This is a genomic window from Methanosarcina baltica, from assembly GCF_055394095.1.
The window spans coordinates 2085014-2098853 of sequence record NZ_AP042463.1; the positions used below are offsets into that span (position 1 = coordinate 2085014).

The window sequence follows — 13840 nt, forward strand, 5'->3', positions numbered from 1 at the left end:
GGAATACAAATAATATCCAGAAGATCCAGAAGGTCCAGAAAGTCCCGAATCGGGCGCAGGATAAAATAGGAAAAAATCCTCTGAGGTAAAGCATGGGTACAGATATAGGAGATTTACTTCAGAAAAAAAAGGTCGGGCTTTCGGACCTTACAAACCGGGTGGTTGCAATCGATGCGTTCAACACCCTGCACCAGTTTTTGAGCATTATCCGCCAGCGGGACGGCAGTCCCCTGCAAGATTCGAGCGGCAGGGTAACCTCACATCTTTCGGGTCTGCTCTACAGGACAACGAGTCTTGTGGAGGCCGGGATAAGGCCGGTCTACGTTTTTGACGGAAAACCCCCTGAACTGAAGGCTAGGACCCTGAACAAAAGAAAGCAGGTCAGGGAATCGGCCCGGGAAAAGTGGGAGGACGCAAAAGAGGAAGGGGACTTGGATGCCGCATACAAATACGCCCAGGCCTCTGCAAAAGTGGATTCACAGATCGTGGAGGATGCCAAATACCTCCTTTCGGCAATGGGTATTCCTTACGTTCAGGCTCCCTCGGAAGGGGAAGCCCAGGCTGCCTACATGGTGCTTAAAAAAGACGCGGACTTTGTGGTCTCTCAGGACTACGATGCTTTCCTCTTCGGGGCCCCGGCCGTGATAAGAAACCTGGCGATTACGGGCAAGCGCAAACTACCAGGAAAAAATACCTATGTTGAGGTCGAGCCTGAGCTTATCAACCTTGAAGAAAGTCTCAAAAACCTTGAGATCAACCGGCAGCAACTTATCGATATCGCGATTTGCATCGGCACGGACTTTAACAAAGGTCTGGAAAGGGTGGGCCCGAAGACCGCCCTCAAGCTGGTCAAAAAACACGGAGATATTTCCGGAGTCCTGCGGGAAAAAGAGGTTGAAATTGAGTCCCTCGAGCAAATTCGGGAACTTTTTTCCAGACCGCCAGCTACGGACGAATATGAGCTCAAATGGAAAAAACCGGACCATGAAATAATGGTCGAATTTCTCTGCGAGAAACACGGTTTTTCCAGGGACCGGGTGGAAAAGGCCTGCGAACGCTTAAAAGAAGCTTCAGGGGGCCGGCAGCAGACCCTTGACCAGTGGTTCTAAAAATGATGTTTTGTCAAATATTTCAGTAAGTTTAAAATGTTTGAAATTTCGGAGGACTCTTACGGCTTATTCTCAGAAAAGCGGGCACGAAGAAGAAGAAGAAGAAGAAGAAGAAAAAGAAGAAGAAGAAAAAAGCAGATCTGAGAAACCTGAGGCTTCAGTCAGGGCCGGGCATGTTCATTTGCATGGAGCGGTAGACCCAAACATCTTTTCCACAGAAAAGGGTATCAGAGCGGTCAAAATCTCTTTTGTGGGCCTCATGATAACCGCTCTTTTCCAGATAGTTATAGTCTGGTTCTCGGGCAGTGTTGCCCTTCTTGCCGATACCATCCATAACTTCGGAGATGCGGCAACAGCAATTCCTCTCGGGTTTGCCTTTCTGCTTGCCCGCAAAAAGCCCAACAAGCGCTTTACCTACGGCTACGGGCAGAAGATATCGCAGGCGTCATAATCGTCCTGTTGATCCTTTTCAGTGCCCTGGTTGCAGGGTATGAGTCAATTGATCGCATCCTTCACCCGAGTCCTGTAAACTTTCTGGGGGCTGTGGTCGTGGCCTCTATTATTGGGTTTACGGGAAACGAGCTCGTGGTTAAATTCCGCATCAAAATCGGAAAGGAAATCGGGAGTGCCGCTCTGGTTGCGGACGGCTACCACGCCCGGATTGATGGGTTTACGAGCCTTACGGTGCTTTTCGGGGCGGTGGGCGTCTGGCTCGGCTACCCTCTTGCAGACCCGGTCATCGGTTTTATCATTACTCTTGCGATCCTCCACATTGTCCGGGACTCAAGCAAGGCCGTCCTTTTTCGCATCCTTGACGGGGTTGACCCGGACATTGTTGAAGAAATTATACAGGAGGCCGGGCATGTGGAAGGAGTAAGGGACGTAACGGAAGTCCGGGTGCGCTGGCTCGGGCACAGGCTACATGCTGAGGTAAACCTGGCAGTTGACCCGGAACTTTCGGTCGAAGAGGGACATGCAATTGCCATGGAGGTGCGGCACAGGCTCCTGCACGACCTTGTTTACCTTTCAAACGCCGTTATCCATGTGGATCCTGTGGGCCTTTCCGGGGAAGAGTACCATCGTATTGAGGAACATGAGCACGGGGGACATCCCCCGCATAGGCATTGAACGGAGACGGGCCTTGAATGGAGATGGGTAGTCAACTACCCCCACCTGGCAGCCTTTGGCTGTCGTGTTAAACCATAGGTTTAACAGGAGTTTCTAATTTTCAATTAGAAACATCGAGGACGGGGACCCCCCTTCTTCCCGCCTGTAAAGTTAAATGGACAATGTCAACTACCCGCCATTAAAGAAGCTGTCCGACAATTCAATTTCAGAGTAAAAACGGGTAACAAATAAGGCATATAAAGCCTTTAAATCGCAAAAAATGAATTATATATTACTGGTGGGAATTGTCGGAAAGCCTGTGAAGTCACGGTCATCCTGCCTGATTGACCGTGAAGCTTTTTCAGATTTCCGAAATCTCCGCTCCGCTGTTTTTGGCTTTTGTCATGAAGACAGTCCCGCCGACCGATTCATCGAGCATTTGCTGGACTTCTGCCTGAAGTTCCCTGCCTTCCGCTTTGTTGTCCACCAGGGAATAGACCACGGGTCCGAAAGAACTCACTCCGGCGCCATAGCTGCGGGTGCGCATGAAGGCCGAGACTTCCTTGACAATGTCGGGCCAGACATAGTGTTCAAGCCGGTTGAAACCCACGTTCTGGACGTGGTTTACGGCAGCCCCGAAGTTCTCAATGTCTTCTTCGATTACCGAGGTCATCATCTGCATGAGTACCACGTGGGCAACTTCCCTTACTTCTTCTAGGGGGAGGGGGCAGAATTTCTTGAAAACCTCTACTTCTTCTTCATCGTGCATCCCTTTGTCATCAGGGACTGCGATCACAAGTTCCCAGTCCGGAAAATCTTCCCTGAAGAGCACGGGCCCCGGAGGCACTCTGCTGGCAGCCGAGGGTGAAAAAGCTCCTTTATCTTTGAACCTGTGCCCCCCGTCCACTATGAAACCTCCCTTTTCAAAAGCCGAAACTCCTATCCCGGAAGTTCCGCCCCTTTTTATTATGTATGCAAGTTCCCGCGAGTCCATTCCGAGCCCGTAAAGTTCGTTAACGGCTGCCGCAGCCGAGAGGGATGTCTGGGTCCCGGACCCGAAGCCAACGTGAGAGGGGATAAAAGACTCAATGCTTATCTTTACACCCTCACCTTCCGGGAGTACGGCTTCAACAGCCCGTGTCATGCGCTCGGTAAAAGCCTCCGCACCTTCAATCCGGATTTCGTCTGCTTTTTCGGCTCTTAATGTGACATTGGGGGCGGGAAGCGCAAGACCTGCTCCCCCATCTACCCTTCCGATCTCCGCGTTCAAGTCGATGAGGGTCATGTGAAGCCTGCAAGGAGTAATTATTTTTATCATCCTTTATACAACACCTGGTATTATTATATTCTGCAATTACATATTATTGCTCAATGTTGACTGTTTTTTCTTATTGCTGATGATATTCAATATTTAATAAATTTTTTTAATATTTTGCCCGCAGGCCCTATAAAATCTGGTTTTTCAACTTCCTCTTCCCGGAAAAATTGGGAGTTTAGAAAAATATGCGATGGAATAAATATCAGGATATGAAGTCGGAAGGGATGCAAGGATGCAAAATCGAAGAATAAGAGAATCGGGTAATGAGAGCTGCAAAAAAAGTAAAGAAGATTGGCAGGTAAAAAAGGTAAAAAGAAAAGCTCAGGCTCCTTCTTTTTTCCATATAATCATTGACTCCCCGGTCATTTCCGGGGGTTTTTCCAGTCCCAGGAGGTCGAGCATGGTCGGGGCGATGTCGCAGAGTTTTCCTTCCTTCAGGCCCTCCACTTCCCCATCTCCGGCGTAGAGCAGTTTCACGGGGTTTGTGGTGTGGGCGGTATGGACTCCTCCGGTTTCCGGGCTTTCCATCTGCTCGGCGTTTCCGTGGTCTGCGGTAACGATTGCCGCCCCACCGGCTCTGTGAAGCGCCTCGATTACCCGGCCCACACAGGTATCCACGGTTTCCACGGCAACGACTGTGGCATCGAATATGCCCGTGTGCCCCACCATGTCCATATTGGCGAAGTTCAGGATTATAACGTCGTATTTTCCGGATTCGATCCTTTTGATTACCTCATCCGTGACCTCGTAGGCGCTCATCTCGGGTTTGAGGTCATAGGTTGCGATTTTCGGGGACTGTATCAGGTCGCGGTCTTCTCCGGGATAGCAATGCTCGATTCCTCCGTTGAAGAAGAAGGTTACATGGGCGTACTTTTCGGTTTCGGCTATTCGGAGCTGGGTCTTGCCTTCCCGGCTCAGGACTTCTCCGAGCACGTTTGTGAGTTTTTCCGGGGGGAAGGCCAGGGGCAGGCTGAGGTTTTCGTCGTAGCGGGTCATGCAGACGTAGTGGATCTGCGGCCGGGCTTTTCTCGGGAACCCTTCGAAGTCTTCGTTTACAAAGGCCCAGGTAAGTTGCCGCGCCCGGTCAGGCCTGAAGTTAAAAAAGATCACGGAATCGTTGTCTTCCACCAGGGCCTTCGCTTTTCCTTCGGAGTCCGTGATTATGGTTGGCTTGACAAACTCGTCGTTTTCTCCCCGCGCATAGGCTGCGGCCACGGCGGAGACCGGGTCAGGGGCGCTGAAAGGGGCAACTCCGACGGTCAGGGCATCATAGGCCAGTTCCGTCCTGTCCCAGCGCTTGTCCCGGTCCATTGCATAGTAGCGGCCCGAGACAAAGGCCACTTCTCCCATGCCGGTTTCTTTCAGGAAGGCTTCGAACTCTTTCATGTCCTCAAGGGCAGCTTTCGGGGGCACGTCCCTCCCGTCCAGAAAGGCGTGAATATATACTTTTCGGATGCCCTGCTCTTTTGCAAGCTCCACGAGGGCCTGAAGGTGTTCCATGTGGCTGTGCACCCCTCCGAAGGAAAACAGCCCCATGAGGTGTAGTTTTGAGCCCTGTTTTTTCGCGTTTGCAATCGCCTCCAGGAACACGGGGTTTTTGAAAAACTCTCCATTTTTAATGGAAAGGTTAATCCGGGTGAGGTCCTGGTAAACGGTCCTTCCCGCGCCGATGTTCAGGTGGCCCACTTCCGAGTTTCCCATCTGCCCCTCGGGCAGGCCCACGGCTTCCCCTGAGGCTTCACAGGTGCAGCTGGGATATTTTTCCAGCAGGCGGTCAAGGTTCGGGGTATTTGCTGCCAGGATGGCATTTCCTTTTGAGCTGGAGCTGTGCCCCCAGCCGTCCAGGATCATAAGTATGAGGGGTCTTCTTGCCTGAGTCATATGCAGGGAATTTCCTCCCGAGTTCATAAATACCTTGTTCCTGAAAACGTGATCTTCTATTTTTATATAATTAAAAAATATAAAAACAGTCCTCGATTATAAGTATTAATAATTACATACCTGGAAAAGGTCAAAAAAATCAAAACGGAAGTAAAGTCTGTAAATAAATTATAAAGTAAAGTAAAAAATAAATTATAAAGTAAAGTAAAAAATAAATTTTGTAATTCTTCAGGTGAAAATATCTCTGGATGTGCCAGTGCAGAATGCGACAAAATCGGTAAAATCCGGTTATAGCCAGGCGAAATTCCGGAAAACAGGACGAGGAGGATTAGATTATCTATGAACGCTGAACATTCTGACTTAAAGCTCAAGGACCTTACCGCCAACCCGGCTCCGCTGGGACTCATGGGTTTTGGGATGACCACGGTACTTTTGAATTTGCACAACGCCGGATTCTTTGCCATGGGGTCAATGATCCTTTCCATGGGTATTTTTTACGGTGGTATTGCTCAGGTTATTGCCGGGATTATGGAATGGAAGAAAGGCAACACCTTTGGAGCCACGGCTTTTACCTCATACGGGTTTTTCTGGCTCTCTCTTGTAGGGATAATCGTGCTGCCTGGCCTGGGCTGGGGTACGGCTCCTTTAAAGACAACCATGGCTGCATACCTTTTCATGTGGGGGCTTTTCACCCTTTTCATGTTCATTGGGACGCTCAAGTCCCCAAAAGCCCTTCAAGCTGTGTTTTTCACCCTGACAATCCTGTTTTTCCTGCTCGCTCTTGGGGACTACACAGGCAGTGCGGCAATCTCAAAGATCGCGGGATATGAAGGTATTTTCTGTGGCTTCACTGCAATCTACACGGCTCTTGGCCAGGTGATCAATGAAGCACACGGAAAAGCAATTTTCCCGCTGGGCTGAATTAAAAAGTTTTTCCGGATTTTACCGTTCGGATTTTTCATTCCCGTCTTCATAATCAGTTTAAATTATAGTGACCCTGAGTTTTATCTCAGGGGTATTTCTTTTTTTGGCTTTTTTAAATTTTGTACCGAATCGGTCGTAAGCTCTTTTTCACACACTGTAATTGCATGGTCTGCGCAAGATAGCCTTTTTTTCGAAATGACTTTTTTTTCAAAAGATATATATTATTTCACACTATTTACTTCATTAGTATTACGTTTGTACTAATGAATTGACTTATATGAGGAATACGCATGGAAACTAAGAGGCCTGACTGGAACAACGTTTGGAAAGACGCTGTGGAAAAGCAACGAAAAACAAATCGTAACACTGAATGTTCAAGTATATGGGGCAGTAAGGAAAGCGCAAGGCGTTTCTGGAACATGGCCCAGGAAAACGGGGCTGAGAGGGTGAAAAAAACAATAGAAGGAATGGCTTTGACCCCCAGATCCCGGATTCTTGATATAGGCGCAGGCCCCGGAACTCTTGCTATTCCCATTGCCCGGCAGGTCGCCCATGTAACGGCTGTCGAGCCTGCGGAAGGGATGATGGCTGTCCTTCAGGAAAACCTTGATGAATGCGGGCTTGAAAATGTGGACTGCGTGTATAAGGACTGGGAAGCGGTTGAACCCGAAACCGATCTTTCAGGCCCTATGACGTGGTCTTTGCTTCGTATTCCCTGGGCATGGGCGATATACGGGCCTCAGTCCAGAAGATGCTGGACGTCAGCTCCGGATATGTTTACCTCTACTGGTTTGCAGGGGAGACTTCCTGGGACATGTATTACAGAAAACTCTGGCCCATCCTTCACGGCTGTGAGTACAGTTCCGGTCCCAAATGTGACGTGCTCTACAATGTGCTCTATGAGATGGGGATTTATCCCAACGTGGAGACCTTTCCTTTCGAGAATATAAACAGGTTTAAAGATATGGATGAGGCACTTGAGCATTTCGGGCCACATTATGGGGTTAAGACCAAAGCTCAGGAAGAAATACTCTCTGAATATTTCACAGATATGCTTGAAGAGGAAAACGGGAGTTTTATCCATAAAGGCTGGTCCACGAGGGTAAAACTCTGGTGGAAAAATGAGTCCTGATGCCTGGTAATTTTCTGGTCAAATACCCCACGCTAAAGAAGTTGTCCGACAATTCAATTTCAGGTAAAAAACATGAAAAAAGAAGGCATATAAAGCCTTTAAATCGAAAAAAACGGAATTCAGATATTACTTACAGTAATTGTCGGACAGCCTGTAAAGCAGTGGGGCTTGTATAAACCCTGGTTGACCATTCTAAGTCTTAATTGACTACTTTGGAAATGTCATGATACCTGCGAATGCTTCCTCAGTTTGCAGCTCTATCGTGTAGTATTAAAAGTCCTGAGAGGTAGGGACAGTGTGCTACGCATGACAAGCGTTTCCAACATTGGCGAGGGGAGACAATTTAAAAATTGCGTTACCTGCTATGGAAATTTGTTTCCAGTGCAGAGAGGAGAAATCCAGCATGATATTTATACTTAACAAAAACAAAGAGCTGTTAAGTCCCTGCCATGAAGCAGTTGCAAGAAAACTGCTTAAAGCGGGAAAAGCGGGTAGTTTCGACATCAAAAACAAAGAGGGGAAAAGGATCTCAATTAATAAAAAATACTTCAAAGTATTACAGAGGACAGATGGTTATGAATATTCGACAGAGAAGTGCGGCATTCCTCCCGGCGCTAAAGCAACCGGGCTCCCTGCCTGAATTTTTGTGGTACATCCGGAAAAGTCTGTCACTAATAAAAATTAAAGAGTCCGGAAAAATAGATTAATCAGAAAGTTTAATAAGTCAGAAAAGGTTGATTTCTCAAAAAGATTGATTCCTTTTCTCATAGTTTCCCCTTGCTCCATTAACAACTCCAGTTGTTGGGGTAATTTTACTGTTTTCACATCGGAAATTCAACCGCTGGAACATTTTGAAAAGTTTTATATATTTTTGTGATGTACAATTGGTTAATCTGAAATATTTTAAAGTGTTATCCAGGGGGGAAGCTCCCTATTATCTTTTTTTCAAGTGCTCAGTTTTCTTTAGTACTCGAATATTTTGATGTAAGTAAGAAAATCTGTCAGTTCAAATCCAAAATACCGGTAACAGAGATGGTTGAAATGGAAGTTTTAGATTTTTTGAAAGTAGAGCTTATACATTATTGTGAAGTGGTATTACTTTTAGTGTTTTCCTTTTTTATCATAAGCCGGGTCAAGGTTATTCTTAAGAAATTCTTGAGCAGGACTGATATTCCCCTGGATCTCCAGAATATTTTAAAAAGATCTGTGGTATACGTACTATGGTTCATAGTCCTGATGAGTGTTGCATCTGAGCTAAACCTCGGAGACCTTTTGAAGCCAATAATAGGAGGGTCGGTGATAATCGCCGCCGCTTTTGCTCTGGCTGTAAAAGATATCCTTGCCGATGCCGTGGCAGGCCTCTTCCTTCTCTCGAACCACCAGTTTAACATTGGGGACAGGATCGAAACTATGAAGTATAAGGGGGAGATCATCAACGTTACCCTCAGGAAGACGCAGATAAAAATCGATGACAGAACGATTGTCATACTCCCAAACGGGAAAATTGATTCTTCCGGCTGGCTGCTATACGAAAAAGAACTGGATGAGATAGTTGATTAATTTCCGCAGTTTGAATATTCTGGCAGGCTCTTCTGCAACACTTACTCCATACTTACTTTTTTCTTCTTTTTTAGAATTGCCCACTTTAAACAGAGTGGAGAGACAATAATCGATACCGCAACCATGAGCACGATTGCCGAAAAAACCTCCTGGCTGATGATTCCGAGGCCTCTTCCTATGGAGAGCACGACGAGTTCGACTCCGGCCCTGGGCATTACGCCTATCCCGAAGATCAGGCTGTCGTAAAAGTCGAAGCCTATGGCCCTTGAGCCGATAAAGCCCCCAATCAGTTTTCCGGAAAGGGCGGCCAAGGTCACGAAGAGGGTAAAAAGCCCGGCCCCTCCGAGAGTGGCAGGGTCAATGGAAAAGCCAATAAAGGCAAAAAAGAGGGGGATTAAAATCCCGTGGGCAAGCCCGTTTACCTTGCTCTGGACGTCCTGGAGTTTGGCGAGAGGGATTTCCGAGATAAGGACCCCTCCTATGAAGGCCCCGATAACGGCGTGCAGCCCGAAGAGTTCGGCCAGGTAGGCTGAGAAGAGAGCCACCATGACCACAAAGGCAAAGATGGCTTCTTTTGTGTGCATCTTCCGGGCGGCTTCGAAGATGCGGGGAAAGAGGTACTTTCCGAGCAGGTACATGACTGCCAGGAAGGCCAGGATTTTGCCGGCCAGGAGAAAGGTCTGTGCAGCCGTTGGGACCTGATTAAAACGGGCAAAGGTTACCACGATAGAGAGGAGAAAAATCCCTATGATGTCATCGAGGATGGCAGAGGAGAGCATTACCGTGCCAGGCCTGCTTGAGAGGTAGTCGAGGTCAATGAGGGTCCGGACCACAACCCCTATGCTTGTGGGGCTGAAGGCCACGGCCATGAAAAGGCTCTGGAGAAACCCAAGAGAAAAGATCCAGCCTATCCCGAAACCAAAGGCAAAGGCAAAGGCGACCTGAAAGAGGGTGGGGACGAGCGCAGTTAAGGACGCGGCCTTCAGGTCCTTTAAATGGACTTCCCCGTACCCCGCCGTAAAGAGCAGGAAGATGGCCCCAAGCTCTGAAAAAAAAGCCAGGATCTCCAGGGCAACTTTCGGAAAGAGAACTCCGAGGGCCACCCCTGCAAGGATCTCTCCGAGGATTGCAGGAGCTCCAAGCCTTTCGAAACCTTCCCCCAGGACCTTTACGGCAAAAAGTAGAAACAGTAGCTGAAAAAGGGCGCTCATGAAACTCAATCCCTCACCCGAGTTCCGCTTCGGCACCCGAGTTCCGCTTCGGGAGCACGGGGTCCGTTTCGCTCGCTGCGCGAGCTCAAGCGGACTAAAACCCAAATTTTGGTACCTGACTACAAGCTCTGTTTATTCCAATTTTTCGGTCTTCCGCTATTTCTTTCTCCCCCGGCTGACCTCAGTTACAATGTCTCTTTTGGATATGACTCCGACCAATTTCCCGGCTTCGACCACGCAGACCCTGTCAAACCTGTGTTTCATCATGAGGTCTGCTGTATGCCGGATTGTTGAGTCATGGCTAACAGTTACCGGGTGAGTTATCATAATATCCCCAGCCTCGACCCCGAGGGATCTGACTGCCATGAGGTGGGTGTGTTTTGCACGCGGGACCTGGGCAAAGAGCAGGATTTCAAGGATAATGTCCTGGTCGATAATCCCCACAAGCTTTCCCTCAGAATCCAGCACGGGGAAGGTATGGAAGCGATATTTTTCAAAAAGGCCGAAGATTTCCTTCAAGGGCGTATCTTCCCGAACCGTAACCACTTCCCGGGCCATGATCTCTTCTATTTTTATTTCAAGACAGCTCTCGCAGTCTACATTATCTGAAATATCTGAGTATGGGCCTGGTTTCGGGTCAGATTCCGAATCTGAAATCCAAGACTCGGGGCCTTTCGAAGTAGGAATTTTCGGAATTTTTGTGTTTTCCCTGAAAATGTGCCCGGATCCTTCCGGCCCCCCGGCTTCGGATGTATAAACCCCTTTCGTAAAAACCCCTCTCGAAAGTGTACAGAAAATCCCTGAATATAGTACAGGATTTCCTTCAATAATTATACATGGTGCATATTTTATAAAATATCTCGCATAATATAGATCCTGAAGAAATTTCACCATTTAATTTTAAGATGATACCTTCGACCCTTCAAAATCCGTTTGATCTTTTGGATTCCTGTCCTCGGTTTTTTCGCCTGTGTCCGGCAGAGGTAATTTAAAGGATGGGATTATACCCTATTTCATGGCTGAGGTTAAAATTAAATTATTTGCTAATCTTCGTGAACGTGCGGGCACGGCGGAGCTCATCCTCTCCGGGCAAAGGGTGCTCGATGTCCTGGAGTCACTCATTGAAAAATACCCTGACCTTGAAGAACTAATTTTTGAAAAAGATGGACCTGCTCCTGAACTTTGCGGGTACGTAAACATCCTGGTCAACGGGAACAATGTCAGGCATCTGGACTGCCTGGACACCATACTTTCCGATGCAGACGAAATTGCAGTCCTGCCTCCGGTTTCCGGAGGGTGAGTTTCTCAGGGGGTGCAGGAAGATGGGCAAGATTTTTAAGGAACGGACAGCGGTTGAGGTTGCCCGAAAGCTTTTTTTGGAACAGATTTCACCTCTTCAGGCCGCTGAGGAAGTCCGGCTTGAGGGCTCTGTGGACCGGGTGCTGGCCGGGGCTGTAGTTGCGGGCAGGAACGTCCCTCACTACAGGCGTTCCGCAATGGACGGCTACGCGGTCCGAGCTTCCGATACCCAGGAAGCTACCCCCGCAAACCCGGTCCTGCTGGAACTTTCGGATAGGGTCGAGGAAGGGGTCTGTACCTGGGTCCACACGGGGAGCCCTGTGCCGGAGGAGGCCGATGCCGTGCTCATGGTTGAGGATACGGTTACGGCCGGGGATCTGATTGAGGTAAGGGCCCAGGTCTATCCCAGCCGGAATGTAGGAGGGATCGGAGAGGACATTAAGGTCGGGGACCTGATTTTTGAAAAAGGGCACATGCTCCGGCCCTGTGATGCCGCTGTGCTTGCGTCTCTGGGATTCGAGAAAGTGGAGGTGCTCCGAAAACCCCTGGTCGCGATCATTCCCACGGGAGACGAGATCGTGAGCCGGGAAAAGACTGTAGAGATCCCTCCTCCGGGGATAGTCCTGGAGACAAACGGGCTGATGGTGGGCCTCTATGTTGAGAAATGGGGAGGAATTCCCCGCTACTCTGGAATCATACCTGACGACCCCCTGAAGCTAAAAGAGGCCCTGGAAGCAAACCTGGATGCGGATATGATCCTTATTTCGGGAGGTACCTCGGTCGGGAAACGGGACCATGCCCCCGAAGCCGTGGAGTCCCTCGGAAAACTCCTGGTGCGTGGGGTAGGGGCCGTTCCCGGAAAACCCACCACCCTGGGAATTATTAACGGCGTGCCCGTGGCCTGCCTCCCCGGTTATCCCGTGGCGGGGCTTGTGGCTCTTTATTTCTTTGTCCGCGCAGGACTCCGCAAACTGGCTGGAAGACCCTCAGGAATCCCTGAACCTGTCCTGAAACGCCGCCTGACTGCAAAGGTTAGTTCAAGGATAGGTTACGTCAGTTTCGTGCGGGTTGTCCTTGAAGGAGACGGCGTGCGCCCTCTCATGGGAGCTGGGGCAGGCGTCCTGAGTTCCGTTGCAAAGGCGGACGGCTTTTTGCTTGTCCCTGAAAATGTGGAAGGGTACGAGCCCGGAGACGAAGTGGACGTTTTCCTTATGGAATAAGGAAGGTCACCCTGACAGAATGTGGCTCCTTCATTCCGTTTTCATTTTCTCTTATTTCCTTCCCTCATCTTCTCTTTTTTCTATAATTCTGGAAAAACGGGGAACTCCCGATTTCCAGGCTGGCGGCATCCGGCCAAAGCTTTCCGGCCCATGGATAAAGAATTTATAGGGCCTGCTGTAATATTCAAGAAGAGTTTTAAATTAATTAAGTGAGGCACATGTCCTTTCCCGATTCAGATCTGGACAATATATTTCTCATAGGCGCAGGCGGTTTTTTAGGGGCTGTTTGCAGGTTTTTACTCTGCGAAGCCATTGAGGCTCAGGCTGGCGTCCTTTCGGTAAACGTGCTTGGAAGTTTCATGCTTGGTATGCTCATGTACGATACGGAATACCTGGGCTTTGTAAGCCCCCGGCGCAAACTCATGTTCGGGACGGGGTTTATGGGGGCCTTTACGACCTTTTCAACGTTTGCGGTTCAGTCTTTCGGGATGTCCTTTTTGCCAGCCCTGGGCAACATCGGGGTAAATCTGTTTCTTACCCTGATGGGGGTCTCCCTGGGAAGAACTGTAATAAAAACGGTTTCATTCAGGAGGGCCTGAGCTGTTCCTGATGCCCGGTCTCGAAAAACTGTTTCTGGTGGGAGTAGGGGGATTTCTCGGAGCCACTCTTCGTTATGTGGTTTCAAGCCGGGTCCCGAAAATTCGGCATATCCCCGCAGGGACCCTCACGGTAAACATCCTGGGAAGCCTTGTGCTGGGGCTTCTGACTTTTTCTTCTGAACCCGAGTCTCTGGTTTATCTCGTGAACATCGGGATGCTCGGCTCGTTTACGACCTTTTCAACTTTTGCCTACGAGACCTTCAAGCTACTTGAGGAAGGAAAGAATGCTCATTTTTTCCTGAACATCTTTTTGAACGTGGCACTCTGCCTCGCAGGGGTAAGTCTCGCCTACATTGGCCTGAATATGCCTGTTTGATTGCAAGGAGATAATCTTAAAAATATACATAAGTTTACAGGCCAGTAAAAAAGCCTTAATTAATGGAATTTTTGATAAAAACAGGAAAAGAATCTTGAAAAATA

At 48.7% G+C, this 13840-nt stretch carries 13 protein-coding genes and 2 pseudogenes; 11 read left to right on the forward strand and 4 right to left on the reverse strand.

The features are described from left to right. Window positions 1–92 precede the first annotated feature (92 nt). Complete coding sequence (fen, locus tag ACZ5QV_RS09045) at window positions 93–1109, forward strand: flap endonuclease-1 (RefSeq protein ID WP_464599516.1); 1017 nt, start codon at window positions 93–95, stop codon at window positions 1107–1109. Between the two features lie 259 nt (window positions 1110–1368). Beyond that, a pseudogene (locus ACZ5QV_RS09050) lies at window positions 1369–2237 on the forward strand (cation diffusion facilitator family transporter). Between the two features lie 340 nt (window positions 2238–2577). On the opposite strand, the gene ACZ5QV_RS09055 reads toward ACZ5QV_RS09050, so the two are convergent. After that, on the reverse strand, window positions 2578–3534 hold the full coding sequence (locus tag ACZ5QV_RS09055) for a beta-ribofuranosylaminobenzene 5'-phosphate synthase (protein WP_464599517.1): 957 nt from the start codon (window positions 3532–3534) through the stop codon (window positions 2578–2580). Between the two features lie 321 nt (window positions 3535–3855). Then, complete coding sequence (gene gpmI / locus ACZ5QV_RS09060; RefSeq protein WP_464599518.1) at window positions 3856–5415, reverse strand: 2,3-bisphosphoglycerate-independent phosphoglycerate mutase; 1560 nt, start codon at window positions 5413–5415, stop codon at window positions 3856–3858. A 339-nt stretch (window positions 5416–5754) separates the two neighbouring features. On the opposite strand from gpmI, the gene ACZ5QV_RS09065 reads away from it, so the two are divergent. The 5 genes and pseudogenes from ACZ5QV_RS09065 (at window position 5755) to ACZ5QV_RS09085 (ending at window position 9031) form a co-directional block, all read left to right on the forward strand. Beyond that, a complete protein-coding gene (locus ACZ5QV_RS09065; RefSeq protein WP_464599519.1) occupies window positions 5755–6336 on the forward strand; it encodes an acetate uptake transporter in 582 nt (193 codons plus the stop codon). Between the two features lie 470 nt (window positions 6337–6806). Continuing rightward, window positions 6807–6950, forward strand: a pseudogene (locus ACZ5QV_RS09070) (class I SAM-dependent methyltransferase); the annotation flags it as partial. Window positions 6951–7033: 83 nt separating this feature from the next. Further along, window positions 7034–7471, forward strand: coding sequence for a hypothetical protein (locus ACZ5QV_RS09075; protein WP_464602147.1), 438 nt, complete (start codon window positions 7034–7036; stop codon window positions 7469–7471). A gap of 403 nt (window positions 7472–7874) precedes the next feature. Then, on the forward strand, window positions 7875–8111 hold the full coding sequence (locus ACZ5QV_RS09080) for an RRXRR domain-containing protein (RefSeq protein WP_464599520.1): 237 nt from the start codon (window positions 7875–7877) through the stop codon (window positions 8109–8111). A 401-nt stretch (window positions 8112–8512) separates the two neighbouring features. After that, window positions 8513–9031, forward strand: a complete 519-nt coding sequence (locus ACZ5QV_RS09085; RefSeq protein WP_464599521.1) for a mechanosensitive ion channel family protein — start codon at window positions 8513–8515, stop codon at window positions 9029–9031. Between the two features lie 41 nt (window positions 9032–9072). Here the strand turns inward: ACZ5QV_RS09085 and ACZ5QV_RS09090 are convergent, their stop codons facing one another. Then, entirely contained in the window at window positions 9073–10242 is a 1170-nt protein-coding gene (locus ACZ5QV_RS09090) for a cation:proton antiporter (protein WP_464599522.1), read from the reverse strand. A gap of 156 nt (window positions 10243–10398) precedes the next feature. Next, on the reverse strand, window positions 10399–11136 hold the full coding sequence (locus ACZ5QV_RS09095; protein WP_464599523.1) for a CBS domain-containing protein: 738 nt from the start codon (window positions 11134–11136) through the stop codon (window positions 10399–10401). 121 nt (window positions 11137–11257) lie between these two features. Between ACZ5QV_RS09095 and ACZ5QV_RS09100 the strand changes: the two genes are divergently transcribed. The 4 genes from ACZ5QV_RS09100 to crcB (ACZ5QV_RS09115) all read left to right on the forward strand — a co-directional run bounded on the left by ACZ5QV_RS09100 (window position 11258) and on the right by crcB (ACZ5QV_RS09115) (window position 13736). Further along, window positions 11258–11542, forward strand: coding sequence for a ubiquitin-like small modifier protein 1 (locus ACZ5QV_RS09100; RefSeq protein ID WP_464599524.1), 285 nt, complete (start codon window positions 11258–11260; stop codon window positions 11540–11542). Window positions 11543–11564: 22 nt separating this feature from the next. Continuing rightward, window positions 11565–12761: a molybdopterin molybdotransferase MoeA gene (locus tag ACZ5QV_RS09105; protein ID WP_464599525.1), complete on the forward strand. Its 1197-nt coding sequence runs from the start codon at window positions 11565–11567 to the stop codon at window positions 12759–12761. Between the two features lie 218 nt (window positions 12762–12979). Continuing rightward, window positions 12980–13360 carry a fluoride efflux transporter CrcB gene (crcB, locus tag ACZ5QV_RS09110; protein ID WP_464599526.1) on the forward strand — a complete coding sequence of 127 codons (381 nt, stop codon included), beginning with the start codon at window positions 12980–12982 and terminating at the stop codon, window positions 13358–13360. 10 nt (window positions 13361–13370) lie between these two features. After that, window positions 13371–13736, forward strand: coding sequence for a fluoride efflux transporter CrcB (gene crcB / locus ACZ5QV_RS09115; RefSeq protein WP_464599527.1), 366 nt, complete (start codon window positions 13371–13373; stop codon window positions 13734–13736). The last annotated feature ends 104 nt before the right edge of the window (window positions 13737–13840 follow it).